Annotated in this window: 26 protein-coding genes and 1 tRNA gene; 10 read left to right on the top strand and 17 right to left on the bottom strand. The window is 68.3% G+C overall.

Annotation, left to right across the window (positions count from 1 at the left end):
* Window positions 1-72: 72 nt before the first annotated feature.
* Together C8K36_RS13580 and C8K36_RS13575 are read right to left on the bottom strand one after the other, a co-directional pair.
* Window positions 73-1,410 (bottom strand): VWA domain-containing protein, encoded by a 1,338-nt coding sequence (locus tag C8K36_RS13580; RefSeq protein WP_258195401.1) that lies wholly within the window; start codon window positions 1,408-1,410, stop codon window positions 73-75.
* A gap of 129 nt (window positions 1,411-1,539) precedes the next feature.
* Complete coding sequence (locus tag C8K36_RS13575) at window positions 1,540-1,977, bottom strand: VOC family protein (RefSeq protein ID WP_107985196.1); 438 nt, start codon at window positions 1,975-1,977, stop codon at window positions 1,540-1,542.
* Between the two features lie 206 nt (window positions 1,978-2,183).
* Between C8K36_RS13575 and C8K36_RS13570 the strand changes: the two genes are divergently transcribed.
* Window positions 2,184-2,621, top strand: a complete 438-nt coding sequence (locus C8K36_RS13570) for a 6,7-dimethyl-8-ribityllumazine synthase (protein WP_107985015.1) — start codon at window positions 2,184-2,186, stop codon at window positions 2,619-2,621.
* Window positions 2,622-2,866: 245 nt separating this feature from the next.
* Here the strand turns inward: C8K36_RS13570 and C8K36_RS13565 are convergent, their stop codons facing one another.
* Window positions 2,867-3,544 (bottom strand): ScbR family autoregulator-binding transcription factor, encoded by a 678-nt coding sequence (locus C8K36_RS13565; protein ID WP_107985014.1) that lies wholly within the window; start codon window positions 3,542-3,544, stop codon window positions 2,867-2,869.
* Between the two features lie 115 nt (window positions 3,545-3,659).
* The gene (locus C8K36_RS13560) at window positions 3,660-4,712 is read right to left on the bottom strand and encodes a nucleoside hydrolase (RefSeq protein ID WP_107985013.1); all 1,053 of its coding nucleotides are present in this window, start codon (window positions 4,710-4,712) and stop codon (window positions 3,660-3,662) included.
* Between the two features lie 67 nt (window positions 4,713-4,779).
* Between C8K36_RS13560 and C8K36_RS13555 the strand changes: the two genes are divergently transcribed.
* Window positions 4,780-5,490 (top strand): lysoplasmalogenase, encoded by a 711-nt coding sequence (locus C8K36_RS13555; protein ID WP_107985195.1) that lies wholly within the window; start codon window positions 4,780-4,782, stop codon window positions 5,488-5,490.
* On the opposite strand, the gene C8K36_RS13550 is transcribed toward C8K36_RS13555, so the two are convergent.
* Entirely contained in the window at window positions 5,442-6,704 is a 1,263-nt protein-coding gene (locus tag C8K36_RS13550; protein WP_107985012.1) for a CoA transferase, read from the bottom strand. The genes C8K36_RS13555 and C8K36_RS13550 overlap by 49 nt on opposite strands.
* A gap of 147 nt (window positions 6,705-6,851) precedes the next feature.
* Here C8K36_RS13550 and C8K36_RS13545 point away from each other — a divergent pair, with 147 nt between their 5' ends.
* Together C8K36_RS13545 and C8K36_RS13540 are read left to right on the top strand one after the other, a co-directional pair.
* On the top strand, window positions 6,852-7,379 hold the full coding sequence (locus C8K36_RS13545) for a DinB family protein (protein WP_107985011.1): 528 nt from the start codon (window positions 6,852-6,854) through the stop codon (window positions 7,377-7,379).
* Window positions 7,380-7,460: 81 nt separating this feature from the next.
* Complete coding sequence (locus tag C8K36_RS13540) at window positions 7,461-8,336, top strand: class II glutamine amidotransferase (RefSeq protein ID WP_107985010.1); 876 nt, start codon at window positions 7,461-7,463, stop codon at window positions 8,334-8,336.
* A 13-nt stretch (window positions 8,337-8,349) separates the two neighbouring features.
* On the opposite strand, the gene C8K36_RS13535 is transcribed toward C8K36_RS13540, so the two are convergent.
* From C8K36_RS13535 to C8K36_RS13520, 4 genes are all read right to left on the bottom strand, one after another.
* Window positions 8,350-9,600, bottom strand: a complete 1,251-nt coding sequence (locus tag C8K36_RS13535) for a saccharopine dehydrogenase family protein (protein WP_107985009.1) — start codon at window positions 9,598-9,600, stop codon at window positions 8,350-8,352.
* A gap of 41 nt (window positions 9,601-9,641) precedes the next feature.
* Entirely contained in the window at window positions 9,642-10,019 is a 378-nt protein-coding gene (locus tag C8K36_RS13530) for a DUF2784 domain-containing protein (protein WP_107985008.1), read from the bottom strand.
* Between the two features lie 57 nt (window positions 10,020-10,076).
* Entirely contained in the window at window positions 10,077-10,472 is a 396-nt protein-coding gene (locus tag C8K36_RS13525; RefSeq protein WP_107985007.1) for a universal stress protein, read from the bottom strand.
* Between the two features lie 90 nt (window positions 10,473-10,562).
* Window positions 10,563-12,017 carry an SDR family NAD(P)-dependent oxidoreductase gene (locus C8K36_RS13520; protein WP_107985006.1) on the bottom strand — a complete coding sequence of 485 codons (1,455 nt, stop codon included), beginning with the start codon at window positions 12,015-12,017 and terminating at the stop codon, window positions 10,563-10,565.
* Between the two features lie 209 nt (window positions 12,018-12,226).
* Between C8K36_RS13520 and C8K36_RS13515 the strand changes: the two genes are divergently transcribed.
* Window positions 12,227-13,447: a S8 family peptidase gene (locus C8K36_RS13515; RefSeq protein WP_107985005.1), complete on the top strand. Its 1,221-nt coding sequence runs from the start codon at window positions 12,227-12,229 to the stop codon at window positions 13,445-13,447.
* A gap of 125 nt (window positions 13,448-13,572) precedes the next feature.
* On the opposite strand, the gene C8K36_RS13510 is transcribed toward C8K36_RS13515, so the two are convergent.
* A tRNA-Leu gene (locus C8K36_RS13510) sits at window positions 13,573-13,657 on the bottom strand.
* A 206-nt stretch (window positions 13,658-13,863) separates the two neighbouring features.
* On the opposite strand from C8K36_RS13510, the gene C8K36_RS13505 reads away from it, so the two are divergent.
* Together C8K36_RS13505 and C8K36_RS13500 are read left to right on the top strand one after the other, a co-directional pair.
* Window positions 13,864-15,219: a M20/M25/M40 family metallo-hydrolase gene (locus C8K36_RS13505; protein WP_107985004.1), complete on the top strand. Its 1,356-nt coding sequence runs from the start codon at window positions 13,864-13,866 to the stop codon at window positions 15,217-15,219.
* A gap of 42 nt (window positions 15,220-15,261) precedes the next feature.
* Window positions 15,262-15,792, top strand: coding sequence for a YbhB/YbcL family Raf kinase inhibitor-like protein (locus tag C8K36_RS13500; RefSeq protein ID WP_107985003.1), 531 nt, complete (start codon window positions 15,262-15,264; stop codon window positions 15,790-15,792).
* A gap of 61 nt (window positions 15,793-15,853) precedes the next feature.
* Here C8K36_RS13500 and C8K36_RS13495 read toward each other — a convergent pair whose 3' ends face one another.
* The 7 genes from C8K36_RS13495 to C8K36_RS13465 form a co-directional block, all read right to left on the bottom strand.
* Window positions 15,854-16,924 carry a quinone-dependent dihydroorotate dehydrogenase gene (locus tag C8K36_RS13495; protein ID WP_107985002.1) on the bottom strand — a complete coding sequence of 357 codons (1,071 nt, stop codon included), beginning with the start codon at window positions 16,922-16,924 and terminating at the stop codon, window positions 15,854-15,856.
* 45 nt (window positions 16,925-16,969) lie between these two features.
* Complete coding sequence (locus C8K36_RS13490; protein WP_107985001.1) at window positions 16,970-17,965, bottom strand: hypothetical protein; 996 nt, start codon at window positions 17,963-17,965, stop codon at window positions 16,970-16,972.
* Between the two features lie 126 nt (window positions 17,966-18,091).
* Window positions 18,092-18,958 (bottom strand): heme ABC transporter ATP-binding protein, encoded by an 867-nt coding sequence (locus C8K36_RS13485; RefSeq protein ID WP_107985194.1) that lies wholly within the window; start codon window positions 18,956-18,958, stop codon window positions 18,092-18,094.
* Window positions 18,958-20,016 carry a FecCD family ABC transporter permease gene (locus tag C8K36_RS13480; RefSeq protein WP_107985000.1) on the bottom strand — a complete coding sequence of 353 codons (1,059 nt, stop codon included), beginning with the start codon at window positions 20,014-20,016 and terminating at the stop codon, window positions 18,958-18,960. Before C8K36_RS13480 ends, C8K36_RS13485 begins: the two co-directional genes overlap by 1 nt.
* A complete protein-coding gene (locus C8K36_RS13475; protein WP_107984999.1) occupies window positions 20,013-21,032 on the bottom strand; it encodes a heme/hemin ABC transporter substrate-binding protein in 1,020 nt (339 codons plus the stop codon). Before C8K36_RS13475 ends, C8K36_RS13480 begins: the two co-directional genes overlap by 4 nt.
* Window positions 21,029-21,712: a heme oxygenase (biliverdin-producing) gene (locus C8K36_RS13470; protein ID WP_107984998.1), complete on the bottom strand. Its 684-nt coding sequence runs from the start codon at window positions 21,710-21,712 to the stop codon at window positions 21,029-21,031. Before C8K36_RS13470 ends, C8K36_RS13475 begins: the two co-directional genes overlap by 4 nt.
* A gap of 116 nt (window positions 21,713-21,828) precedes the next feature.
* Window positions 21,829-22,764 (bottom strand): aldo/keto reductase, encoded by a 936-nt coding sequence (locus C8K36_RS13465; RefSeq protein WP_107984997.1) that lies wholly within the window; start codon window positions 22,762-22,764, stop codon window positions 21,829-21,831.
* 208 nt (window positions 22,765-22,972) lie between these two features.
* Between C8K36_RS13465 and C8K36_RS13460 the strand changes: the two genes are divergently transcribed.
* Genes C8K36_RS13460 through C8K36_RS13450 form a run of 3 tightly spaced genes read left to right on the top strand, consistent with a single transcriptional unit; the run spans window position 22,973 to window position 25,177 of the window.
* Window positions 22,973-23,818: an undecaprenyl-diphosphate phosphatase gene (locus C8K36_RS13460; protein ID WP_181319556.1), complete on the top strand. Its 846-nt coding sequence runs from the start codon at window positions 22,973-22,975 to the stop codon at window positions 23,816-23,818.
* Window positions 23,819-23,854: 36 nt separating this feature from the next.
* Window positions 23,855-24,544, top strand: a complete 690-nt coding sequence (locus C8K36_RS13455) for a histidine phosphatase family protein (RefSeq protein ID WP_107984996.1) — start codon at window positions 23,855-23,857, stop codon at window positions 24,542-24,544.
* A 39-nt stretch (window positions 24,545-24,583) separates the two neighbouring features.
* Complete coding sequence (locus tag C8K36_RS13450) at window positions 24,584-25,177, top strand: DUF3090 domain-containing protein (protein ID WP_107984995.1); 594 nt, start codon at window positions 24,584-24,586, stop codon at window positions 25,175-25,177.

The raw sequence follows: 25,177 nt of genomic DNA, 5'->3' as shown, positions 1-25,177 counted from the left end.
GCACCCACTTCGGTTGGTGTGGGGCCTGTCTCGTCGTATCTGCGAGCCGGCGCTTTCGCCGGCCACCGTCGGTCAGGTGAGGATGTTCGCGGCGCGGGCGGCGCGCAACCAGTCCGGGTACTCCGACAGCAGCAGCTCGTAGAGGCGGCCGTCCGGGAGGCCGTCGACATTGTCGACGGCGAAGAACCCGGCGTTGTCGACCACTCGCCCCGACAGGGAGTCGAGCTTTTCCAGGACACCGAATCCGCTGCGGCCGATACCGATGAACTGCCAGAACGCCGGCCGCGACGACGCCTGACGAATCAGCTTCTGAATCGCGGTGCGCTTGTTGAAGCCGCCGTCGGTGAAGAACAGCACCAATGTCGGGACGCTGGTGTCGCGGTCGAGGCCGGCGATCACTTCGGACATGATCGGGATCTCGTCGTTGATGCCGCCGATCTGTCGGTCGTAGTCGATTCCGCCGTGTCGGCCGTGGAGATGGATGTAGTCGTCGATCCACTCGTCGACGCGGTCGACGGTCACGTCGGGCAGCTTCGCGAACTTCACGCCGTACAGGTACGCCTCGAGCTGCCCGTCCGAGTCGAGCTGAGTGGCCACCGGAACCATGCGGCGGACGATCTCGGCCACCTCGCCACCAGAGTATCGGCGGCTCATCGACCCGGTCTTGTCGATCACCAGAATGACCCGCCCGACGTAGTTCCGCGCCCCCTTCGTCAGGAGAACCTTCGTGACTTCCTGCTTCCGCAGGTCGAGCTTCTGCCGCTTCTCGAGCGACAGTCTCGCCTCCGCCGGCACCGTGCGAACCCCGGCCGCATCGACGACCGCCGCCAGCGGCGTGGTTGCCGCTGGAGCCGGTGGGGGTGCGGTTGGGAGCTGTGCCGGTCCGGGTGTGGTGGCGGGTTCTGCGGGGGTGTCGTCGACGGCGACACCATGCTCGGTGACCAACGCGACCAACCCGCCGTCCCAGCCGGCGGACACGTTGCGGGCCTTCCACTCTCCGTTTCGGCGGTACACCTCGAGCAGCACCGCGGACCGTTCGGAAGTCAGCCCATCGATGGCTGCGGTGATCGTCTCGCCACCAGGCTGGCTGAGGCTGACCGCCAGCGTCGGGACCGCCGAGAGTGGCCCGGGCACAGTCTCATCGACGGATACGGCAATCACGATCATGTCGATACCGGCGTCGATGGCGGGCAGGTCGAGGCGCACCTGTCCGTCGGCGTCGAGGGTGACGGTGCGGTCGGGGGAGGCCGGATTGTTGAAGAACACCAGGTCGTCGTCGGAGCGGACCTTGCGGGTGTTGTCGACTTGGAAAACGAACAGGTCGACGCTGCCCGGGGTGGTTCCGGTGACGGCGACGGTGGCGGGAGCCTCGGAGATCGCGGTGTTCGCGCCTCGGGTCAGGACGGTCACAGGTGGAGATGTTCCTTTCATCAGATGAGGAGCGGGACACCGACCGGGGCGGCGCCAAGCCGAGGCCGGCAGGTGCGTGAAACCGGATGTGAAATGTGCCCGCCGCGGGTGAAGCCCACGGTGACGCGGTCAGATGTCGGTCGTGAGGCGTACCCGGCCGGACGCATCGACGCTCCATCCGGGGTTGTGGCAGATTTCCCAGATCACGCCGTTGGGATCGGCGAAGTGGCCGTGATAGCCGCCGAATGCGGCGCGTTGCGGATGCTTGACCAGGGCGGCGCCGGCGCGAACCGCGGCGGCCACCAGCGCATCGACCGCTTCGGCGCTGTCGACGTTGTGGGAGAACGTGATTCCCGACGTCGCCACGTGCATGCCCGGGCGGCCGATGTCCGCCCGGAACTTCTCGGCGTCGAACAGGCCCAGTACCGTCCCCGGAGCTGTCTGGAAGAAGATGATCTCGTCGGGCACGTCGAGTAGGGGTTCCCAGCCGAGCCCGCCGCAGTAGAACGCCCGTGCCGCATCGAGATCCGGCGTCGCAAGCGTCACGAAGTGGATGCTTTGGTCCATGCCCGGCAGTCTGGCACCGATCCGCGTGTCTCGCACCCGGCACTCCCGAGTGACGTCGGTGTTCGAGATGTGCCACTTGTCGAGGATCTGCTCGTGCAGCCGCAGGCGGGGGCGTACAGCTTCTGCGGGCGACGGAAATTGTTGAATTACCGAACCAGACAGAGTGTGCCGCCCGCGCTCGTCATCGTCGGCACTAGCATTTGTCCATGACCATCGCCTTCGTCCAGGCCACCTGGCACCGGTCCATCGTCGACCACGCGCGGGACGCGTTCGTCACCCGCTGGCGCGAGCTGGGGCACGACCCCGCCGCCATCGAGTTCTTCGAGACGCCCGGTGCCTTCGAGATCCCGCTCCACGTGCAGCGGCTGGCCCGCACCGGCCGGTTCGACGCCGTCGTCACTGCCGGCCTCGTCGTCGACGGCGGGATCTACCGGCACGAGTTCGTCGCCGCCGCGGTGATCGACGGACTGATGCGGGTCCAACTCGACACCGACGTGCCGGTGTTCTCCGCGGTGCTCACCCCGCACCACTTCCACGAGCACGCCGACCACGCGAACTTCTTCACCGCGCACTTCGACAAGAAGGGGGCCGAGGTCGCGGACGCCTGTTCCACCGCGCTGGCCTCGCTTGCGACCATCAACTAGCCCGCTCGCCGAGCGCCTCGTCCAGGAGTCGGACTCGGCGCACAACGTCCTCCGAAGTCACCCGTTCATGAGGGTGGTCGCGGTTGCAGCCACGCTGACCGCAGGTCAGCAGGCATCGATCGATTCCGGCGATCCAGCATGCGGGCTGCCGAACGTAACCGGATGCAATATCCGGCAGTACTCTGCCGATCCAGACGCCCCCGCATCCCCGGACCACTCGGGATGCGGGGGCGGCCTGAATGGATTCAGATACCGGGGGTCGAATCCTGTTCCGGCACGTCGTCATCGGCGGGTGCACTCCACCGCGCCGCACGAATCGCGGACAGTTCTTCGGGATCGGCGGTGGTGGCGATCCCCGGTAGGAGGTACGCCCACATGTCGTCGACCCGTTGCTCGATGTCGGACCGCAGCGTGAGGACCTGCGACACGAGTTGGACGCCGGTGAACGATCCGATCACGAACCGCGCCAGGGTCGAGGGATCGACGGTGCGCACGATCTCGCCCTGCGAGACGCCGAGTTCGACTATCTCTCGCGCGCTTTGGATCCAGTCGACGTAGGGCTGGGCCGGTTCACTCGAGCCACTGAACTCGAGCGTGAGCCGCATTCCGGCGCGCACGACGGGATCGTCGACGATTTGGCGTGCCATCTCGTGACAGAGCATCACGAGTTGTCGAAGCGCGCTTGCGCCGGTCTCCGAAATCGAGTGGAGCGAAGTGATCGAAGTGCGGTGTTGCTCCTCGATGACGACGCGCGCCAGTTCGTCCTTCGACCGGAAGTGGAAGTAGAGCGCGCCCTTGGTGGTTCCTGCGCCGTCGACTATGTCGCCGAGACTGGCGCCCTCGAATCCGGATTGCTCGAACATCCGAGCCGCACCGGTGATGATCTGTTGCCGCGTTGCCACGGCTCGTGCCTGTCGTACCACGTGTACCGCCTTTTTTTCCCCGACTGAACGACCTGGTTGGTGACAGTCGGCGACCCGACTGGACACTCATCCAGATCGACGAAACGGTACCAGTGTCGAGCTACCGGTCGGTTCGCTACGACTGCCGCTCGATCCGGCGGGCCAGACCCGCCAGCCTGGTGATCAGGTCGTCGAGAAACGCTTTCTCGTCGGTTTCCCACGCGATCTGGGCATTGGATGATCTTCCCCACAATCCGTGCCAGTCGGCGACGGTCTGACCGCGGGTGATACGCCCGTCGGTCTCGACATCGACGGTGGCGCTGCGATAGCGGGCAATCGTGGAGTCGAGGGCGACGGCCGCGGCGAACGGGTCGTGCAGGTGCGCGATGAATCCCTGCGCGTGGTCACGATGGAATTCGAAGTAGAAACGGACGGCATCGGACACGTGGCGTACCACGCGATTGGACGCCGTGGACCTAGTGCCGGGCCGGTCGTCGGCGCTGATGCTCTCGGTAGGTGTGCTGCCGGCGAGTTCCGCGAACCGGCGGACGTGCTCGGGCGTCAGGATGATGCGTTCGGTGAGGTTCAGCCCACAGACGATCGGTGAACGTTCGTGCGGCACGTCGGAAAACGCGGCGAACACCTCGGCAGCAGCTTCGGGATCGACCGAGATGTTCCACTCCGCGACGGGCGTCGTGTTGCCCGGGTAATCGAAGGCGCCGCCCATGACCACCAACCCGCGGAGTCGGTGGGGGAGTTCGGGGTCCAGCCGGATCGCGAGCGCCAGATTCGTCAGCGGACCCGTCACGAGGCCGACGAGCTCGCCGGGGCGCTCCCGAGTCAATGCCACCCACGCCTCGGCAGCGGAACGCTCGGACGGGCGTAGTCGGGGCTCGGGCAGCACCGCGTAGCCAACGCCCTGCGGCCCGTGGGTGTCCTCGGTGGTGCGCAGCGGAGTGCTCAGCGGGCCGTCGGCGCCGACGGCCACCTCGACGTCGGTGCGGCCACACAGTTCCAGCCACGCGAGGTTGTTGGCGGCGACCTGCGCGGTCGGCACGTTTCCGGCCGTCGAGAGGACCGCGACGACGTCGGCGTCATCCCGGGCGAGCAGATAGAGCAGGGCGACCGAATCGTCGATGCCGGTGTCGACGTCGACGATGAGCGGAATCCGGTCGGTACGTTCAGCCATGCCCTTCATCATGACCGAATCGGCCGGCCCGTACGGATGCCGGGCGTCTGCGCCCTACCATGTGACGATGAATTCGCAGCGGACCCTTCCGATCAGGGCTGCTTGGACGGTTTTCGCACTCATCGCGGCCGCGCATCTGGTGGCCCGACTCGTCGACGCGGAGACGGTCGCCAACGTGTCCCAGTGGTTCCTCATGCCGGCGCTGGCAGGGACCGTGTGGCTGGCGACGTCGGCTCCTCGCGGTCGCCTCGTCGTGCTGGTCCTGATCGCGCTGGGCTTCTCATGGCTGGGGGACACCGCCCCCGACCTGTCCGACGGGGACACCTCGTTCCTGCTGATGGTGGGCTTCTTCCTGCTGGCGCAGATCACGTACATCGTTGCCTTCGTGCCCTACAACCGGGACGGCGTGATGCGCCGGCACCGCGCACTGGTCGCGGGGTACGCGGTCGTGGTGGTGCTGCTCGTCGCCGCGTGCGCTCCGGGCGCCGGGGCCCTGTTGGTTCCCGCGTTGGTCTACGGCACCGCGCTCGGCGTCATGGCGGTGCTCTCCGCCGGGCTCGGCCGCACCGCGGCGATCGGCGGCGGACTGTTCCTGGTGTCGGACGGCATGATCGCCCTCGGTGCCTTCGCGGACTGGTTCGGGCCACCGGTCGAGGGGTTCTGGATCATGGCCACCTACATCGCCGCGCAGGTGCTGATCGTGGTGGGGGTGCTCGCGAAGACCCGCGATCACCACGACGGCGCGTCCGTGCCCCACGTTCTCGCCGGGAACGGGTAGTCGGCGAACTCGGCTATGGGTGGCCGTGCCGTGGTGATCGCGCCGTGCGTGACGACGGTGTCGGGACCTGGCAGCCGTGCGGGCGGCGGAGCCGCATTCCGGCCCGGTGCGGCGAGCAGCCAGGCCGCGGTGCGGGCGAGGGAGACGTCGACGTCGCGTCCGGCACCGTCGTCGCGGCGGAGGGCGAGGGCGTCGATCACCCCGGAAGCCAGCAGGTAACCGGAAGCGTGGTCGAGCACCTGGGCGGGCAGTGCGCCCGGGCAGCCGTCGCCCTCGATCAGCGCGACGCCCGACGCGGCCTGCACGATGCTGTCGAAGCCCCGAGAGCTCGCCCACGGGCCGCGGCGACCCCACGCGCACACTCGACCGTGGATCAGGCCGGGCCGGGTCTCGGCAGGGTCGCCGGTCAGTGCCTCGAGGGCGCCCGGCCGGTAACCGGTCAGGAGGACGTCCGCGCGAGCGAGCAGGTCCCGGAACCGCTCGAGTTCGCGGCCGTCGCGCAAATCGAGCAGCGCCGACCGTTTTCCTTGACCGTTCTCGAGATGCTGCCACCCGATCTCGGGCAACTGCGGCGGATCGATCCGAAGCACCTCGGCGCCCAGAAGCGCGAGCGCCCGCGAAGCGACGGGGCCGGCGATGACGCGGGTCAGGTCGAGGACCCGTACACCGGCCAACGGGGCCGTAGCCGTCCCGGACACGCCGGGGTCGCCCCGGTCGGGACGGGCATCGGTGGTGACGAGATCGCCGGATGCCGCCGCTGTGCCGGGCTCCGACGATGCCCACTCCCGCTCGGTCCGCACCCGAACTGCGATGGCACCGTTCGCGGCTGCCAGGTCCTCGACGTGCGCGGCAGACAGGGTCGCGACGTGGCGCGCGAATCGATCGCGGTCGCACTCGTCGGTCAGTCCGAGAGCGCTCAACAGGCGTACGCGGTGATGCGGATAGTTGGCGTGGGTGCGAATCCAGCCGTCGGCCGTCTCGAAGAATCCGGACAACTCGGCGAACGCCGTCACGGGTTCACCGTCACGGCGGAACACCCTGTCGCCCGAGAAGGACGCGGCGATCCGCTCCGGCTGCACGGTCGAGCTGTGCGGAGGAAGGCCTGCCTGCACCCGCAGCGCGTTCGCGGCCGACGTGAACGCGGACACCGCGGTGACGGCCAGGTCGTACGCGGGCAGCCGTGCTGTCAGGAAGGCATGTGTAGGGGCGGTCACGACGGCAAGGCTAGATCCGGCCGCCTCCGCCGTCGCACGCGACGCGGAATTTTCTCGGGCATTGCAATAGAGGACCGGAACTGACCGCAATTGTTCGTAGCGTCTCTCACATCGAGTTCGACCGATCCGATCGAAGGGTGAACCACCATGAGCGACATCAGCAGCGAGCGCGCCGACATCCTCGCGCTGCTCGACGACCAGCGTCACAACTTCCTGATCACCGTCCGGGGGATCGACGACGAGCAGGCCCGGACGCGGTCCACCGTCAGCGATCTGACTCTCGGCGGTCTGGTGAAGCACGTCACTCACACCGAACGGGACTGGATCCGGAAGATCCTCGAGCGTGACGAGACCGCCCAATTCGACATGGAGACGGCGATGGGGACCTATTACATGGCCGACGGCGAGACGATCGACGGGTTGCTGGACGACTATCGTGCGGCAGCCGAGGAGACGGCGCGGGTGGTCGCCTCGCTCGACGATCTCGATCTCCGCATCCCGCTGCCCACCGCGCCGTGGGCGCCCGAACGCGAGTGGTGGAGCGCTCGCCGGGTGCTGCTGCACGTCCTGCGGGAGACGTCCCACCATTCCGGGCACGCCGACATCATCCGCGAGTCGCTCGACGGGGCGAACACGACGATGCAGATGGGCGCCGACGCGGGCATGGAGTTCTGACAGCCACGAACCCACACATCGGTGTGGGGTGCACGGTCATACTGGTTCGACACCGGCCTCGACGTGAGGAGGGCGACGACCATGTGTCGATTGTTCGGAATGTCCGCAGCCCCACACCGTGTGCACGCCACCTTCTGGCTGCTCGATGCGCAGGACAGCCTCGCGCAGCAGAGCAGACGGATGCCGGACGGCACCGGGTTGGGGACGTTCACCGCCGACGGATCGCCGCGCGTCGAGAAGCAACCCGTCGCGGCGTACGAGGACAGCAAGTTCGCGTGGGAGGCGAAGGAACGCGAGTCCAGCACGTTCATCGCGCACGTTCGCTACGCCACCACCGGTGCAAACAACCTCGCCGACACCCACCCGTTCGAACTGAAGGGTCGGCTGTTCGCACACAACGGTGTGATCGAGGATCTCCCGGCGCTCGAGGCCGAACTCGGTGACTACCGCGACCTGGTGCGCGGGGACACCGACTCCGAGCGTTACTTCGCGCTCATCACCCGACACATCGACGAGCATGACGGCGATGTCGCCGCCGGAATCGCCGCTGCGGTCGGGTGGATCGCCGACAACCTGAGGGTGCTCTCGCTCAACTTCGTCCTGGCGGACGCTCGTGAACTGTGGGCGTTCCGGTATCCCGACACCGACGATCTGATGGTGCTCCGGCGCCGGCCGGGCGGCCCGAGCGGGCGGCGTCATCTCGAACACTCCAGCAGCGCCGGCACAGTCCGGGCGCGGTCCGGTGCGCTCGCGACGCTGCCCGCCGTGGTGATCGCAACCGAACAGATGGACGAGGACCCGGACTGGGAATCGCTGTGTCCGGGCGAGCTCCTGCACGTCAGTCCGGATCAGGAGGTCACCCGGACGATGATCATCGAGCGGCAACCTCGCCACCGGTTGGCGCTCGAGGACTTCGCGGGGAGAGCGGGAACGGGGCAGTCTCCGAGCGGAACCTGAGCCCGGTCGGCGGTCAGGCCCGTCCTGCCCGGATTTCGAGTCCCGCACTGCGCAGGCGGTCCGCCAGCACGTCGCCCATCGCGATGGCAGGGGTGAGAACGCCGGCCCGGTCGGGCAGATCGTCGCGCTGCAGCGCGAGGGCGAGCGCGGACTCGCCGAACATGACGGCCGTGGCCGCGTAACCCGGATCGCCCTGCGCCGCGACACGGGCGGTGTAGCGGGCACCCGACGTCGTGTCGCCGTACAGATCGATCGTGAAATGGCCGTTGCGACGGGCCTTCTCGTTGGGACCCTGTCCCGGCTTGGGCAGCACTCGATCGAGTACCCAGCGCGTCGGCGGGAACAGCAGTCCTCCGACGAGGGCGCCCATGCCGGCTGCGACGCCACCGGCGATGACCGGAGAGAGGAACGACGACCCGACGTTCATCACCTCGCGGTACCGGAAGTGCTTGCCGTACGCATAGCCCGACAGGGCGTTGGAACGGCGCACCACGCGCGTGTTGTACGGCCCCATGAAGAACGGCGCCTTCCAGCCCGCCACCCCCGGGGCGATCTCCGACCCGCGAACGAGCGCCATGTCCGGCTGGCGGCCGAGATCAGGTTCGGCCGCGCGGTCCGGGCTGAGCGAGTACGGCGACACCGTGGTCCGGCGCAGGTCGGCGTCGCGCTTGGTGGCGTCGAGTTGGGTGCGCAGCGAGTCGATCGTGCCGCCGCTGACGCCGCCGCGCAGCGACGTCACCACCAGCGTGGTGTCGGTGAGATCGCCCGCACCGTCCGACTGGACCTGCCGGTGCAGGACGTGCACCCCGAGGTCCGACGGGATGGAGTCGAACCCGCACGAGTGCACGATGCGGGCCCCGCTCGCGACGGCCGCGTCGTGGAAGCGATCGATGCTCTCGCGCGCGAACGGCACCTCTCCGGTGAGATCCACGTAGTCGGTGCCGGCCTCCGCGCAGGCCTCGACGAGCGGGAGGCCGTACTTGGCGTAGGGGCCCACGGTCGTCGCGACGACATGCGTGGCGGCGGCGAGCTCGCGCAGCGAGGCCTCGTCCGTGGCGTCCACCCGGAGCAGGGGCCACTCGGCGGCGGCCGGGCCCAGGCCGGAACGGATTCGCTCGAGTCGGTCGATGGAACGACCCGCGAGACCGATGCGGGTGCCGACGGGGGCATTGCGCGCCAGGTAGTCCGCCACCAGGCGGCCGACGAATCCGGTGGCGCCGTAGACGACGACGTCGAGCGTGCGCGTGCGCGGTGCAGAGGTCATTCCCCTACCCTACTAGCGGGTAAGAATCTGTGCGAGGAATGTCACACCGATGCGTGGTGTCGGGAACTGCGAAGCCGGGGCAGGACGAACCCGATCCACGACACCACCACGCACACGGCGACGAGCGCTCGGACCACCTCGACCGCGTTCGTCGGATAGATCACACCCGTCAGGTAGTGCGCGATGAAGCCCTCGGACGGCAGTTGCCGCTCACCGGCCCTTTCGCGGGCCCAGTTCTCGAGGTGCGTGAGCGGGCAGTCGATCCCGACGAGCACCGTGCTGAACCCCCACGCGACGGCGACGACGTGGAGCCAGATCGTCCGCCGCCACCGCCAAGCCAGGAAACCGCCGACCACGACGTACGCGAGAAACGCCAGGTGGACCAGCACCGTGGCGTCCACCAGCAACCTGTACGGCACCGTGCCACCTCCCCGGCGAATCGGGACGGAGTTCCGAGGGTGGAGTCTGGATCCAGGTTACTGCGGTTCCTTCACCACCAGCACCGGAACATCGACCTCGAGCAGGATGCGCTGCAGGGACCGTTCGAGTAGGAACTTGCCGATCGGCGACATCCGCTTGCTGCCCGCGACGAACAGGCCCGCGCCGCTGTCGTCGACGAGATCGACGAGTGCGCCGACGCGGTCCCCGCTGTGTTCGCAGGTCCGCAGCTCCCAGGGCGATTCGCCGACCCCGCCGCCGTCGAGCACGGTCTGGACCACCGCGCGCAGCGCCGCGAGATCGGCGTCGCTGCCGGCGTCGTCGAGCACGTGCAGCACCAGCAGTTGCTCCCGACGCTGTATCGCCTCACGCGCGGCGTACACCATCGCCATGCGGCCCTCCGGGCTGTCGCTGTGTGCAACGGCAATCGCCATCAGGCCTCCAGACAGTGAGTGATCGGTACGCCAGTCCAGTATCCCCGCTCCGCCGCGGAAACCGGGTGTGGCACACGTCGCTCTATCCGGTCACCAGGGAGACGGCTGGAAGTCCTTGAGGAAGCACCCGTGCAGATCGACGCCCGCCTCGCCCTGCACGATGGGGTCGTAGACGCGGGCGGCGCCGTCCACCAGGTCGAGCGGCGCGTGGAAGCCCTCGTCTGCCAAGCGCAGCTTCGTGTAGTGCGGGCGCTCGTCGGTGATCCACCCGGTGTCGACGGCGGTCATGAGGATGCCGTCGTCGAGCATCTCCTTGGCGCTCGTTCGGGTGAGCATGTTGAGGGCGGCCTTGGCCATGTTGGTGTGCGGGTGGCCCGGACCCTTGTAGGCGCGGCTGAACTGACCCTCCATCGCGGAGACGTTCACCACGTACTTGCGTCGGGCTGCGGCCGCTGCCATCGCGGGGCGCAGCCGCGAGACGAGGATGAACGGTGCAACCGAGTTGCACAGCTGGACCTCGAGCAGTTCGATCGGGTCGACCTCGCCGACCGTCTGCACCCAACTGTTGGAATGCGCGAGATCGGGCAGCAGGCCGCCGGCATCGATCGCCACACCCTGCTCGATCCGGGCGGGGGTAGCGGAACCGGCGACGAGGGCGAGCGAGCTCACCTCGTCAGCGGTGAGGTTCGTGGACGCCGTCAGAGCGGCGGTGGAGAGCGAACCGGCCAGCGCCGCCGGGTGAGCCTCGCTGGTCTTGCCGAACGTCACGACGTCGGGCAGCTCACCGGCGGGCAGCGCGCCCGACTCGGCGTCCGCGAGGGCGCTGTAGGCGCCGGGGGAGCGGCGCACCGTCTGCGCGGCGTTGTTGATGAGGATGTCGAGCGGACCCTGCGCTGCAACGGAATCGGCGAGGGCGACCACCTGCGCCGGATCGCGCAGATCGATGCCGACGACCCGCAGGCGGTGGATCCAGTCGCCACTGTCTTCCATCGCCTTGAACCGCCGGATGGCGTCGTTCGGGAAACGGGTGGTGATCGTCAGGTGCGCACCGTCGCGGAGCAGGCGCAACGCGATGTACATGCCGATCTTGGCGCGGCCACCGGTGAGCAGGGCACGGCGACCGGTGAGGTCGGTGCGCTGATCCCGCTTGGCGTGGTTGCTCGCCGCACATTCGGGGCACAACTGGTGGTAGAAGGCGTCTACCTGGGTGTATCGCTGCTTGCAGATGTAGCACGGGCGCGGGCGGATGAGGGTGCCCGCGCTGGCGCCGGCGGTGTTCGACGTCAGCAGAATGCCCGCGGTCTCGTCGTCGATGCGCTCGGGTGACCCCGTCGCGGTGGCTGCCACGACCGCGCGGTCGGCCTCGGACACTGCGTCGCGCGTCTCGTTCCGGCGCTTGCGCTTGAGCTTCTTGAACAGGTTGCCGACGGCACGCTGCAGCGCGACGGAATCGGGGTGGTCGGAGTCGAGCGCGGATGCCTCCGACAGCACCCGCAGGCAGACGTCGAGGTCGGCGGGATCGATAGTCGTCATCGGTTGTGCCATCGGTCGGTAGCTCAGTCCTGATCTCGTGCGGAGGGCCGGATTCCCGTACGGGTGGGCCGACCGGACATTCTACCGACTGCCGGCACGTCGATTCGCGGTCGCAGGGCTGGTGACACGACGCCGTGGTGGGAGGAGCATTTGAGGTACCAGGGGGAGTGCCCCGGGGCAGTCCCCCGCTCGAGAGATGACACTCGAGGAGGGTGAGCACAATGAACGAGTCGAACGGTTCCTCCGGCCAACCCGGCACGGACCGATCCGGCGTGCCGATGGGTACCGTCGTCGGCACCTTCGAACTACTGCATGCGGACACCGTGGTCCCGGTCGAGGCACCGCTGCAGAAGGACGGGCCGTTTCTTCCGGAACTTACCGAGGTGGACCTGCTGGTACGGGCACCCGAAGCGCGCCGCGACTTCAATGTGTCGGGGTCCGGCGTCACCGTCGCGGTGCTCGACACCGGACTGCGCTCCACACACGTCGACTTCGCGGGCAGGGTGGTCCCGGGACGCAACTTCACCTCCGACTACGGCGGCGACCCGTCCGCGGTGACCGACGGCCACGGCCACGGCACGTCTGTCGCGGGCATCGCCTGCGCGGGCCGGATCCACACCGGTATCGCGCCGAACGCGCGGATCGTGCCGGTGAAGGTGCTCTCCAACGACGGCACCGGCCGCTTCGGCGATATCCGTGATGCACTGGACTGGGTGCTCGATCGGCGCACGTCGCTGGGGATCTCGGCGCTGTGCCTGGCCACCGGCGCTGCCGACAACCGCATCACCGACACCGATATGCCCGGCGACGCGATCGGCGCGCTGCTGCAGGAGTTGACGGACGAAGGAGTGTGCTGCTGCACAGCCGCCGGCAACGACTACTACGCGCACGGCGGGATGCAGGGCATGTGTTATCCCGCGATCTTCCGGCAGACCATCAGCGTCGGGGCCGTGTACGACGCCGACGAGGGCAGCTTCCGGTACCGCGACGGCGCCAAGGCGTTTGCATCGGACGCCGACAGGCTGACCCCGTTCACGCAGCGCCTGCATCGGACGATCGGCGGGCCCTGTGCCACCGACACGTTCGCGCCGGGGTCGCCGATCACGTCATCGGGGATCCTCAACGACACGGGCGAGTCGATCCAGTACGGCGCCAGCCAGGCGACGCCAGTCGTGCTGGGCGTGGTGGCGCTGCTGCAGTCGTTCTATCTGCGGACCGCGGGACACCTGCCGCACGTGAGCGACGTCAAGCGGTGGCTGACACGGGGATCCACCGTCGTATACGACGGCGCGGACGACCATGACAACGTCAATCACACCGAGTCAACGTTCCCGCGTGTGAGCGCGCTCGGATCGCTGCTGGTGTGTGCCAAGGATCTCGCGGTGCGCGAACTGTCCCAGTCGAATCGGGAGGAACTACGGATGGAGGCCATGAGGCGCTGAACATTCGAGGCCACCGAGTCGCCGAGACATTCGAGGCCACCGAGACACCGGGAGCATGCACCTGCTGAACGACGAAGGCCCCGGTTCGATGAACCGGGGCCTTCGTCGTCTGTCTCAACTCAGAGTGTCCGAGGGGGGACTTGAACCCCCACGTCCGTTAAAGGACACTAGCACCTCAAGCTAGCGCGTCTGCCATTCCGCCACTCGGACTCGTTGTTGCTCGCTTGTTCGCGAGGCATTCAGTTGTTTTCGTTTGCCCCCGTTCTCCGGGTGCCTGGAAAGATTATCCGATATTGCGCCAGGTCCAAAATCGACTGGTCAGACTATGTTTTTGAGGCATATGTGCGTGCTTGTCCGTTCACGGGCGGGGCACCAGACGGTGGTAGGAAAGTGGAGTGCCAGCAAATGAAGAAGCAGTGACGTCGGATCGGTCGTCGGAGCGGTCTCCGGGTCGGGCCGAGTCGGAGGTCGTCGACCTCGTCAGTTCGCTGATCCGGTTCGACACGTCCAACACCGGTGAACTCGAGACGACCAAGGGGGAGCGGGAATGCGCCCTCTGGGTCAAGGAGCGCCTCGAGGAGGTGGGTTACGAGACCGAGTACGTCGAATCGGGCGCGCCAGGTCGGGGAAACGTCTTCGCCCGCCTGCGCGGCGCGGACCCGGAGCGGGGCACGCTGATGATGCATGGGCATCTCGACGTCGTGCCGGCCGAGCCGGCCGACTGGAGTGTGCATCCGTTCTCGGGCGCTGTCGAGGACGGGTATGTGTGGGGCCGCGGTGCCGTCGACATGAAGGACATGTGCGGCATGATGCTGGCGCTCGCGCGCCAGTTCAAGGCCGAGGGTGCGGTCCCGCCGCGCGACATCCTGTTCGCCTTCGTCGCCGATGAGGAGGCGGGCGGCAAGTACGGGTGCCAGTGGCTGGTAGACCACCGTCCGGACCTCTTCGAGGGTGTCACCGAGGCCGTGGGGGAGGTCGGCGGCTTCTCGCTCACCGTCCCGCGCGCGGACGGCACGGAAAAGCGCCTGTATCTCGTCGAGACGGCCGAGAAGGGCCTCGGCTGGATGCGGCTCACCGCGAAGGCCACCGCGGGCCACGGGTCGTTCCTGCACGAGGACAACGCGGTGACGCTCCTCGCCGATGCAGTGTCCCGTCTCGGCAATCACACCTTCCCTCTGGTCATGTCGGATTCGGTGGCCGAGTTCCTCACCGTGCTCGCGGAGGAGACCGGCCTGGAGTTCGACCCGAACTCGCCTGACATCGACGGCATGCTCGCGAAGCTGGGGAGCATCGCCCGCATCATCGGCGCGACGCTGCGCGACACTGCGAATCCGACGATGCTCAAGGCCGGTTACAAGGCGAACGTCATTCCGCAGACCGCCGAGGCGGTCTTCGACTGCCGGGTGCTGCCGGGCCGCCAGGCGGCGTTCGAGCGTGAGGTGGACGCGCTGATCGGCCCGCGTGTGACCCGGGAGTGGATCACCAAACTCGACTCCTACGAGACGACGTTCGACGGCGACCTCGTCGACGCGATGAACGACGCGATCCTGGCGCACGACCCGAACGGTCGTACCGTCCCGTACATGCTCTCCGCGGGAACCGATGCGAAAGCCTTCGCGCGCCTGGGGATTCGCTGTTTCGGCTTCGCCCCGCTGCGGTTGCCGCCGGACCTGGACTTCGCGGCGCTCTTCCACGGAGTCGACGAACGCGTCCCGGTCGATGCCCTGCGCTTCGGTACCCGGGTGATGGAGCACTTCCTGCTGCACAGCTGATCGAGAGACCTGCTGCGCAGCTGATCGAGAGAGAGGAAACCCATGGTCCACAACCCGTACGACGAACTGCCCGACCTGCCGTCCTTCGACCTCACCTCCGACGATGTCACTGACGGGGCGCCGCTGAAGAACGACCAGGTCAGCGGAATCTTCGGAGCCGGCGGGCGCGACATCTCACCGCAGCTGTCGTGGTCGGGATTCCCTCCCGAGACGAAGAGTTTCGCCGTCACGATGTTCGACCCGGACGCACCCACCGCGTCCGGGTTCTGGCACTGGGCGGTCGCGAACATCCCGGTGACGACGACGTCGCTGCCGGCCGGGGCCGGCGACGACGACGGATCCGGGCTTCCCGACGGTGCCGTCACCCTGCAGAACGACGGCGGTCTCGCGCGGTTCCTCGGCGCCGCGCCGCCGCAGGGCCACGGTCCGCATCGGTACATGATCGCGGTGCACGCCGTGGACGTCGAGCACCTCGACGTCACGCCCGAATCGACGCCGGCGTTCCTCGGTTTCAACCTGTTCTCGCACGCCATCGCGCGCGCGGTGATCACCGGAACACACGAACAGAAGTAGCGACGAACCGACGAGGGCCCGTCACCGACGAATCGGTGACGGGCCCTCGTCGCGTCTGTGGCTAGGTGCGTGAGCCGGCGCCCACGGCGTCGGCGACGGACCGGAAGCCGGCCTCACGGACCTTCCGCGCCAATCCCTTGTGCAGAGTGCGCGCGTAGAACGGGCCGCCGTAGATGAAGCCGGTGTATCCCTGGACCAGCGTCGCACCGGCGAGGATCCGCTCCCAGGCTTGGTCGGCGGTCTCGATGCCGCCCACCGAGATCAGAACGAGCTTGCCGCCCACCCGGTTGTACAGCCGGCGCAGCACCTCGAGTGAACGCGCCGCGACCGGTGCGCCGGACAGGCCGCCCGCGCCGATCTCGTCGATCCGCGACTGCGGCGTGTTCAGGCCGGCCCGCGAGATCGTGGTGTTGGTCGCGACGATGCCCGCCAGACCGAGTTCGACGGCGAGGTCGGCGACGGCGTCGACGTCCTCGTCCGACAGGTCCGGGGCGATCTTCACGAGCACCGGGATGTGCACGGTGTCGAGCACCGCCTGCAGGAGTGGGCGCAGCGACTCGACGGCCTGCAGATCGCGCAGACCCGGCGTGTTCGGGGAGCTGACGTTGACTACCAGGAAGTCGGCCAGCGGGCCCAGCAGGCGGGCGCTCGCGGTGTAGTCGCCGGCAGCCTCCTCAGCGGGGACGATCTTCGTCTTGCCGATGTTGGCGCCGATCGGCACGTCACCGCGCCGGTGGCGCAGGTGGTTCGCTGCGTTTCCGGCGCCGTGGTTGTTGAAGCCCATCCGGTTGACGAGCGCCCGGTCGTCGGGGAGACGGAACAGCCGAGGTGCCGGGTTACCGGGCTGCGCCTGCGCGGTGACGGTGCCCACCTCGGCGAAACCGAAGCCGAGCGGTCCCCACGCGTCGACGCCGGTCGCGTCCTTGTCGAAGCCTGCCGCCAACCCGACCGGCGCCGGGAAGTCCACGCCGAACGCCGTGGTGCGCAGTGCCGGGTCGTCGACGACGAGCACCTTGGCGACCAGCGCGCGGATCAGCGCGAAGCGTGTGACGAGTCGCATCGCCGCGAACGCCAGGTGATGGATACGTTCCGGGGGGATCCGGAACATCAGACGCAGAAGCGGGTAGTACACGAGTCTCCCTCGGGGCCGGATACCGGAAAGTGATGGGTGGTGCGGTCAGTTGGCCGGCAGAGGGATCCGCTGCAGGCCGTCGCCGGTCGCCGAACCGACCACGAGCGTCCCGGTCGTCGTGTCCACGGCGACGGAGTTCGGCTGCCGGACGGTGTCGAAACGGCCTTTCTCGACGGGGACGCCGGTGGAGAGGTCGTAGCCGATCACCTTGTTGCTGCCGGTCAGTGTCACCCACACCAGGTCGGTGCGATCGTCGTACGCGAGCGCGTACGGCGCGTGCGGGACGGGGTAGCGCTGGCGCATGATCAGCGAATCGGTGGTGAAGACGAGCAACTCGTTGCCTGCGGTGTCGGCGACGAGGATGCGTCCGTGTTCGTCGGTGACGAGTTGGGTGGCGCCCTCGCCGGCCCGCAGTGCCATGCCCAGAGACGAGTCTTCGAGGTCGATCTCGGTGAGCGACGTCTGGCGGCGGTCGAGCGCGCTCAGATCGCCGTTCGTGAGGGCGAGTTCGTCGACCGAGGCCAGCCCGGAAATCGTCTTCGTCACGGCGCCGTCGGCGTCGAGGATCTGGATCTTGCCGCTGGCCGACCCGACCGCAAGCGTGCCGTCGGGCAGGAACAGTGCCGAACGCGCGTCGCCGTCGACGGTGACCGAAGACGTCTCACCGGACGCCACGTTCACGATCTGCACTCGCCCGTCCATCGGCAGCAGTACCCGGCCGTCGGAGGCGACGGTCAGCTCGGTGGCGCGCCCGTCGAGCGGCACGGTGCGCGGTTCGCCCGCGCCTTGCAACAGCAGCTCGGTGCCGCCGTCGGTGAGGATTGCCGTCGTGCCGGACGCCGGATCGAATGCGAGAGCGTCGATCGCACGGCCGAGGTCCTGGACCGAACCGGCCGGGGACGATTCGGCCGGCGAGACCGCGGCGGTGGCCGCTTCGATCGTCTGGAGATCGTCGCCGTTCTTCTCGGTCGAACATCCGGTGAGCAACAGCAGCGCGGCCCCGATCGTGCAAACGGTGATGCGCGGTGCGGGTACTCGCATTGTTGTGCTCCTCGGAAGTGATGCAGGGATGCTGCTGGTGTCGCTCGCTCTCTAGCATCCATGATCGACAGGACCCGCCGGAATCCGAGGCGTCCCGTTCGTGAGGCGGACGACACCCGCGGGCGTTCAGGCCCGGGCGGTGGGCCCGTCGTCGCGCCGGGGAAGCACGAGCGTGGCGCCCGAGCGGGGATGCGCGAACACCTCGACCGGATGTCCGTAGACGCGGGTCAGCAGTTCCTCGGTGAGGATCTCGGCCGGTGACCCGTCGGCGGCGGCACGGCCGTCCTCGAGGACACAGATCCGGTCGGCGTAGGCGGCGGCCAATCCCAGGTCGTGCAGGACGACGACCACGGCAGCCCCGTCCGCCGCCCGGTCGCGGGCGACGCGCATCACCGACTCCTGATGGCCCAGATCGAGGGCTGCGGTCGGCTCGTCGAGGAGGATGGTCTCGGTGTCCTGGGCGAGAACGCGCGCCAACGCCACGCGGGACCGTTCACCGCCGGACAGGACGCTGAACGGTCGATCCGCGAGGTGTCCGACATCACAGATCTCGAGGCTCTCCTGGACCACTCTCTCGTCGTCCGCGCTGCGATCGGTGCGCTGCCACGGGGCACGCCCCATTCCGACCACCTGGCGGGCGGTGAACGAGAACCCGACGGTGTGCTGCTGGGGCAGGACTGCCCGCCGCCGCGACATCTCCGCCGGCGTCCACTCGGACAGGGAGATGCCGTCGAGTTCGATGGCGCCGCCCACGACCGGCTGGTCGCCCGACAGCGCGGCCAAGAGTGTGGATTTGCCCGCGCCGTTGGGGCCCACGAGCGCGAGCACCTCGCCGGCGCGGACCTCGAGGTCGACGCCGTCCAGGACTGTGCGCCCGCCGCGTTCGACGCTGATGCCGGTCGCCCGCATCGTGACGGCACCCGCTTCGGTGCGGTCCGGTCCGGACACCTCGTGGCCGAACAGGTTCCGGGCGCGTTCGAGAAGCGACGCCATCACGCCCACCCGCCCTGCCGGGAGCGTGTGCGGCGGAGCAGCCAGAAGAAGAACGGGCCACCGACGAGCGAGGTGAGCATGCCGAGCGGGAGGTCGGCGTTCGGTACCAGGGTGCGCGCGCCGAGGTCGGCCGCGAGCAGCACTATCGATCCACCGAGGACGCTCGCGGGCAGCAGCAGTCGATGTCCGGGTCCCACCAGCATGCGCATCACATGTGGCACGACGAGACCGACGAACAAGATGATGCCGGTGAACGCGACGCCCGACGACACGAGCACCGCGACGATCACGATCGCGATCAGGCGCAGCTTCTCGACGTCGACGCCGAGATGTCGGGCAGCGCTCTCGCCGAGGGCGAGCAGATCCAGCTTGGGGGCGATCAGCATGGACGCCGCGATGCCGGCGATCGCCATCGGGGCGACGATCGCGACCGCGTTCCAGGTGGCACCGTTGAGGCTGCCGAGCTGCCAGAACACGATCTGATCGCGTGCTGCGGGACTGGCCACGAATGTGAAGAACGCGATGAGGCCGCCCGCGAAAGCGTTGATCGCGACGCCGGTGAGCACGAGGGTCACGACCTCGGTCCGACCCTCCGATCGGGCGAGGAGATAGACCAGCGTCGTGGTGATCAGGCCGGCGACGAACGCCGCCCCCGCCACCGCGGGACCGGCGGTGAACGCGCCGCCGAGGACGATGGCCGCGCTCGCGCCGACCGCCGCGCCGGCGGACACACCGATGACTCCCGGCTCCGCGAGCGGATTCGAGAAGACGCCCTGGAGCAGGGCGCCCGAGCAGCCGAGAGCCGCTCCGACGAGGATCGCGAGGATCACCCGCGGGAAGCGGACCTGCCAGAGCGTGACCTCGCCGCTGGGATGCGACGGCATCGGCCCGAGGTCGATGCCGATCCGGTGGAGGACACTGCCCAGCACCTCGCCCGGGCTGGTCGGAACCTGACCGATGCAGGCCGACGCGAGGGCGAGCGCCGCGAGGAGGACGACCAGCCCGACGACGACGGTGCCGGGGCGCACCTTCGGCCGACTGGTGACGGTGGTGCTCATTCCGCGGTGGGGTGGTAGATCGCCTCGGCCAGTGCAGCCAGCACCTGGCCGGTGTTGGAGCCGAAGCTGAGCAGCATGGTGTCGGCCATGTCGACGACGCGCTTGTTCTGACCGGCGGGGGTCTGCGCGATGCCCTGGACCTTCTCCAATCCGTCGATGCCACCGATCGATTGGAGGCCGCCGGTCATCATGAGCATGACGTCGGGTGCAGCCGCGATCATGGCTTCGCTCGTGATCGGAACGAATTCGCTGGTCAGGCCCGAGGCCGTGCCGGCATCGGTCGCACCGAGCGCTTGGATCAGCGAATCGGCGCCCGAACCGGGTCCGGCGAGCATCGTGATCGACGGCCCACGCATGTAGAGGAACGCGATCTTGAGGGCGTCGGAACCCGAGGGCACCAGGGCCTTGGCGTTCGCGATCTCCTGCCCGGTGCGCGCTACGAGCTGCTCTCCCTGCTGCGGCACCCCGAGCGCCGCGGCCACCGCCGTGATCTGCCCTGAAACACCCGCGAGGGTGCGAGTCGGGTCGAAGTACACGACGGGAACACCGGCCGCCCGGAGCTGTTCCTGCACCGACTTGGGGCCGATGCTGGTGTCGGTCAGCACGACGGTCGGGGCAAGGTTCAGGATTGCCTCGGCGCTGAGCGACTGTCCACCCGGCGTGATGTTCGGGATGTCCTTCGCGGCCGGGAACGCGGACGCGGTGTCGCGGCCGACGACGTTGTCACCGAGGCCGAGGGCGAACACCGTCTCGGTCAGGGTGCCGTACCGGTCGGCGGTGACGATGCGGCTGGCATTCGTCACGGTGACGTCGACGCCGTCGAAACTGCGCACCGTCACCGGCAGCTGCGGGGCCGGGGCGTCCGCGATCGGCCGTGGATCGGTATCGGCGACCACTGCGGTGGTCTGGCCGTGCTGCTCGGTGTCGCCGGTCGTGACCGACGTACACGCGGCAAGCGAGACCACTGTCGCGGCCGAGGCGGCCACGACGACGAGCCGGGAGAGCAGAGATCTCATTTCACGAGGTAGCGATCGATATCGGCTTCGAGGTCGGCGAACAGGCCACCGTTGAGTCCGTACGCGAGGTTCACCTCGGCGATGAAGCGTGCCTGCTCCTCGGTCGAGAGCGGGGCCGCGTCGAGCTTGGCGCGGTACTCGTCCTTGAAGACCTTGGGCTTGGCGATCTGATCGAAGATGTAGAAGCGGAGCCCGTCCACCTCGTAGCCGTAGGCCCGCTCGAGCATGCGGCGGATGATCTGGCCGCCGGAGAGGTCGCCCATGTAGCGCAGGTAGTGGTGCGCGACGAAGTCTGCGGCCGAGGTGAACGCAACCTCTTCGAGGCGGGAGACGTACGCTGCGGTCGCGGGAGTGGCGACCAGCTGGTCGCGCCATGCCGGGCCGAGCAGGAACTCGAGGTCGGCGGCGAGGGACGGCAGACGGACCAGCTCGGGGGCGATGAACGGTGCGGCGACCGAGTCGGCGGTATGAGCGTCGGCGGCGCGCTCGAGCGCCTCGTACACCAGGTAGGTCTGCACCAGCAGGGCGGCGTAGCCCTCCTTGGTCAGCTTGCCCGCGAGGAGATCGCCCACGAATCGGGACTGCTCGGTGGTGCGGTGAGCCGCATCGGTCTCGGTCTTGATGCGCTCCGCGAAACCGGCGAGCTCGCCGGCCTCGGTACCCTGGTCGAGCACGTCCATGTGATCTCCTTCACGTGACTTTCGTCAAACACAACGGACACGAGGTTAGCCTATCCTCCGATCGTTGTCGTCACTAATCACCGCGAATCAATCGAAAGTTGGACGCGCGCCCGAATTCACGCGCTCACGTCGTCCAGCGCCGCCGCGATCGCCGGGGGAAGTACGAGGTCCTCGGCCGCCAGGACGCCGGTCAGTTGCGCGAGATCGCGCGCACCGACGACGGCGCTCACGATCCCGGGACGGTCGCGTGCCCAGGCGAGTGCGACTGCGAGCGGCGAGGTTCCGAGACCGTCGGCGGCCGTGAGGACGGCGTCGACGACCCGGACCGACGTCTCGGTGAGGTAGCTGCGCACTTCCGGCGCGTGGGTGGGGTCGGCGCCGCGCGAATCCGCCGGGATGCCGTCCCGGTACTTGCCGGTGAGCACGCCGCCGGCGAGTGGCACGGCCGCGAACACGCCGATGCCGTGGTGTGCGGCCGCCGGAAGTAGTTCCTCTTCGACTCCGCGGGCGAGGAGCGAGTACTCGGCCTGCGTCGCGACGAGCCTGCCCGGGCCGGATCGGCCCGCGGCGGTGGCCAGCTGCCAGCCGAGATATCCCCGGGCGCCGGTGTAGCGGACCCGCCCACTGGTGACTGCGTAGTCGAGGGTGTCGGCGATCTCGTCCACGGGCGTGAGCCGATCCCAGGTCGCGACCTGCCACATGTCGAGGTGGTCGGTGCCGAGTTCGCGCAGTGTCGCGTCCAGCTGCGTCAGCAGCCCGCGCCGCGAGCAGTCGATCCGCTGCTCCGGCGCCGCGAACGGATTGATCCCGGCACTGCCACCGAGGATGAGGTAGTCGCGCGGCACGACGTCGTCGAGCAGTTCGGCGAGAAGACGCTGCGCCTTGCCGTCGCCGTAGGCGGGGGAGGTGTCGACGAGTGTGCCGCCTGCATCGACGAAGGCCGACAGCTGTGCCGCGGCCTCGTCACCGTCGGTGTCACGCCCCCAGTGCAGGGTGCCCAGACCGAGCCTCGACACTCGCAGCCCGCTCGTTCCCACTGCTCTGTATTCCATAACCGCCCACGCCTCGACACCGGATGAATTGGATCGGCGGGTGGTACCCGCCGATCATGAACCCTAGTAGTGCGCACGATGCGCCGAGAACAGCCACGCCGGGTACCGTCTGAGCCGTGAAACTTGGACTACACGCGTGTAATCCGGATGCCCCCAAGCTCATCCGCCGTCATGTCCGCTTCTCGTGTGGCCCGGGGTGCCACACGTGATCGGGGAGGCCATGACCTGGCTCCAGGCGATAATCCTCGGAGCGGTGCAGGGTCTGACGGAGTTCCTGCCCATCTCGTCCTCCGGACACCTGCGGATCGTGTCCGAGATCTTCTTCGGTACCGATGCGGGAGCGTCGTTCACCGCCGTCACGCAGTTGGGTACGGAAGCTGCTGTGCTGCTGTACTTCGCGCGGGACATCGGCCGCATCGTCGCCGCGTGGTTCCGTGGTCTCTTCCATGCCGAGCATCGCTCGGATCTCGACTACCGCATGGGCTGGTACGTGATCATCGGCACAATCCCGGTGGGTGTCCTCGGGTTTCTGTTCAAGGATCAGATCCGTACCGGCGCAAGGAATCTGTGGCTGATCGCCACGATGCTGATCGTGTTCGCGCTCGTGATCGCGGCCGCCGAGTACTACGGACGCAAGACGCGGCCGATCGAGGACCTGCGGGCCCGTGACGGCATCATCATGGGTTCCGCTCAGGCGCTGGCGCTGATTCCGGGCGTCTCGCGTTCAGGCGGCACCATCAGCGCCGGGCTGTTCCTCGGGCTCACTCGTGAGGCGGCCGCCCGGTACTCGTTCCTGCTCGCGATCCCGGCCGTCGTCGCTTCCGGATTGTTCAGTCTCCCCGATGCATTCGAGCCCGCCGGGGAGGGGCTCGTCGCGTCCGGTGCACAGTTGCTCGTCGCCACGCTCATCGCGTTCGCGATCGGCTACGCCTCTATCGCGTGGCTGCTCCGGTTCGTCGTCAACCATTCCATGTACTGGTTCGTCGGCTACCGCATCGCGCTCGGCACTCTCGTGCTGGTGCTGCTCGCGACCGGCGTGGTCTCGGCGACGTGACCTGTGCCGGAGCGGGGTCGCACTAGGCTGTAGCGCATGACGGTGATCCTGCTCCGACACGGACGTTCGACGGCGAACACGGCGCGCACCCTGGCCGGTCGGTCGAGCGGCGTCGCTCTCGACGAAGTCGGGGTGGAACAGGCGAAAGGCGTCGTCGATCGGCTGGCGGGGCTCGGCATCGCGGAGATCGTCCACTCGCCGCTGCTGCGCTGCGAGCAGACCGTCGCACCGCTCGCGGTCGACCGCGGTCTCACCCCACGCGTCGAGGACAGACTGGTCGAGGTCGATTACGGCCAGTGGACCGGGCGTGCGTTGAAGGAACTGGTCGAGGAACCGCTGTGGAAGGTGGTCCAGCAGCACGCGTCCGCGGCGGTGTTCCCCGGCGGCGAGGGGCTGGCGCAGGTGCAGGCCCGCGCGGTCGCGGCGGTACGGGAGCACGATCGCCGGCTCGCCGACGAGCGCGGCGCCGACGTGTTGTGGGTGGCGTGCAGCCACGGGGACGTGATCAAGGCCGTGCTGGCCGACGCGGTCGGAACGCATCTCGACGGGTTCCAGCGCATCGTCACCGAACCCGCCTCGATCAGCGTCGTCCGGTACACCGACACGAGACCGTACGTTCTGAGAATGAACGACACCGGGGGCGACCTGACTGGCCTCGACGGTCGAGGATCAGGACACGGCGCGCGCGAGCCTGTTCCCGGCGGTGAGGTCGGTAACGGCCGCTAGGCGGATAATGAAGCGGTACGCAGAATTCGAGGAGGTGCAATGCCACGCGCGATACACGTCTTTCGCACCCCTGATCGATTCGTAGCGGGGACGGTCGGCGAGCCGGGCGATCGGTCCTTCTACCTCCAGGCCGTGCACGATGCACGGGTCGTGAGTGTGTTGCTCGAGAAGCAGCAGGTGCAGGTGCTCGCGGATCGGATGGGGCTATTACTCGAGGAGGTGCATCGCAGGTTCGGAACGGCGGTGCCGCCCGAGGCCGGGGAACTCGGTGACGTGAGCCCGCTCGAGACCCCGCTCGACGTGGAGTTCCGGGTGGGCACAATGGGCCTCGGCTGGGATGCGGAGGCGGAATCGGTCGTGGTGGAGTTGCTCGCCGTCAGTGAGACGGAGTTCGACGAATCAGTCGTCCTCGACGACACGGAGGAGGGGCCCGACGCGGTGCGGGTGTTCCTGACTCCCGTCCAGGCCCGAGAGTTCGCGCTCCGATCCGAGCGTGTCATCGCGGCGGGACGGGCTCCGTGCCCGCTGTGCGGTGAGCCGCTCGGCGCGGACGGGCATGTGTGCATCCGGACGAACGGCTATCGGCGGATCGCCGGGTTCGACTCCTCCGTCGAGTTCGGGGAAGAGCTCTGA

It is taken from the genome of Rhodococcus sp. OK519 (genome assembly GCF_003051005.1).
In the GTDB taxonomy this organism is placed as follows: Bacteria; Actinomycetota; Actinomycetes; order Mycobacteriales; family Mycobacteriaceae; genus Prescottella.
Note: the sequence above shows the minus strand (reverse complement) of the source record. Positions and strands in the feature narration are given on the sequence as shown.

Bases quoted from the DNA above. Each gene is read 5' to 3' on its own strand.
- C8K36_RS13575 (WP_107985196.1), bottom strand. From the start codon at position 1,977: ATGGACCAAAGCATCCACTTCGTGACGCTTGCGACGCCGGATCTCGAT.
- C8K36_RS13570 (WP_107985015.1), top strand. From the start codon at position 2,184: ATGACCATCGCCTTCGTCCAGGCCACCTGGCACCGGTCCATCGTCGAC.
- C8K36_RS13560 (WP_107985013.1), bottom strand. From the start codon at position 4,712: ATGGCTGAACGTACCGACCGGATTCCGCTCATCGTCGACGTCGACACC.
- C8K36_RS13555 (WP_107985195.1), top strand. From the start codon at position 4,780: ATGAATTCGCAGCGGACCCTTCCGATCAGGGCTGCTTGGACGGTTTTC.
- C8K36_RS13545 (WP_107985011.1), top strand. From the start codon at position 6,852: ATGAGCGACATCAGCAGCGAGCGCGCCGACATCCTCGCGCTGCTCGAC.
- C8K36_RS13540 (WP_107985010.1), top strand. From the start codon at position 7,461: ATGTGTCGATTGTTCGGAATGTCCGCAGCCCCACACCGTGTGCACGCC.
- C8K36_RS13535 (WP_107985009.1), bottom strand. From the start codon at position 9,600: ATGACCTCTGCACCGCGCACGCGCACGCTCGACGTCGTCGTCTACGGC.
- C8K36_RS13525 (WP_107985007.1), bottom strand. From the start codon at position 10,472: ATGGCGATTGCCGTTGCACACAGCGACAGCCCGGAGGGCCGCATGGCG.
- C8K36_RS13520 (WP_107985006.1), bottom strand. From the start codon at position 12,017: ATGGCACAACCGATGACGACTATCGATCCCGCCGACCTCGACGTCTGC.
- C8K36_RS13515 (WP_107985005.1), top strand. From the start codon at position 12,227: ATGAACGAGTCGAACGGTTCCTCCGGCCAACCCGGCACGGACCGATCC.
- C8K36_RS13500 (WP_107985003.1), top strand. From the start codon at position 15,262: ATGGTCCACAACCCGTACGACGAACTGCCCGACCTGCCGTCCTTCGAC.
- C8K36_RS13490 (WP_107985001.1), bottom strand. From the start codon at position 17,965: ATGCGAGTACCCGCACCGCGCATCACCGTTTGCACGATCGGGGCCGCG.
- C8K36_RS13485 (WP_107985194.1), bottom strand. From the start codon at position 18,958: ATGGCGTCGCTTCTCGAACGCGCCCGGAACCTGTTCGGCCACGAGGTG.
- C8K36_RS13480 (WP_107985000.1), bottom strand. From the start codon at position 20,016: ATGAGCACCACCGTCACCAGTCGGCCGAAGGTGCGCCCCGGCACCGTC.
- C8K36_RS13475 (WP_107984999.1), bottom strand. From the start codon at position 21,032: ATGAGATCTCTGCTCTCCCGGCTCGTCGTCGTGGCCGCCTCGGCCGCG.
- C8K36_RS13470 (WP_107984998.1), bottom strand. From the start codon at position 21,712: ATGGACGTGCTCGACCAGGGTACCGAGGCCGGCGAGCTCGCCGGTTTC.
- C8K36_RS13465 (WP_107984997.1), bottom strand. From the start codon at position 22,764: ATGGAATACAGAGCAGTGGGAACGAGCGGGCTGCGAGTGTCGAGGCTC.
- C8K36_RS13455 (WP_107984996.1), top strand. From the start codon at position 23,855: ATGACGGTGATCCTGCTCCGACACGGACGTTCGACGGCGAACACGGCG.
- C8K36_RS13450 (WP_107984995.1), top strand. From the start codon at position 24,584: ATGCCACGCGCGATACACGTCTTTCGCACCCCTGATCGATTCGTAGCG.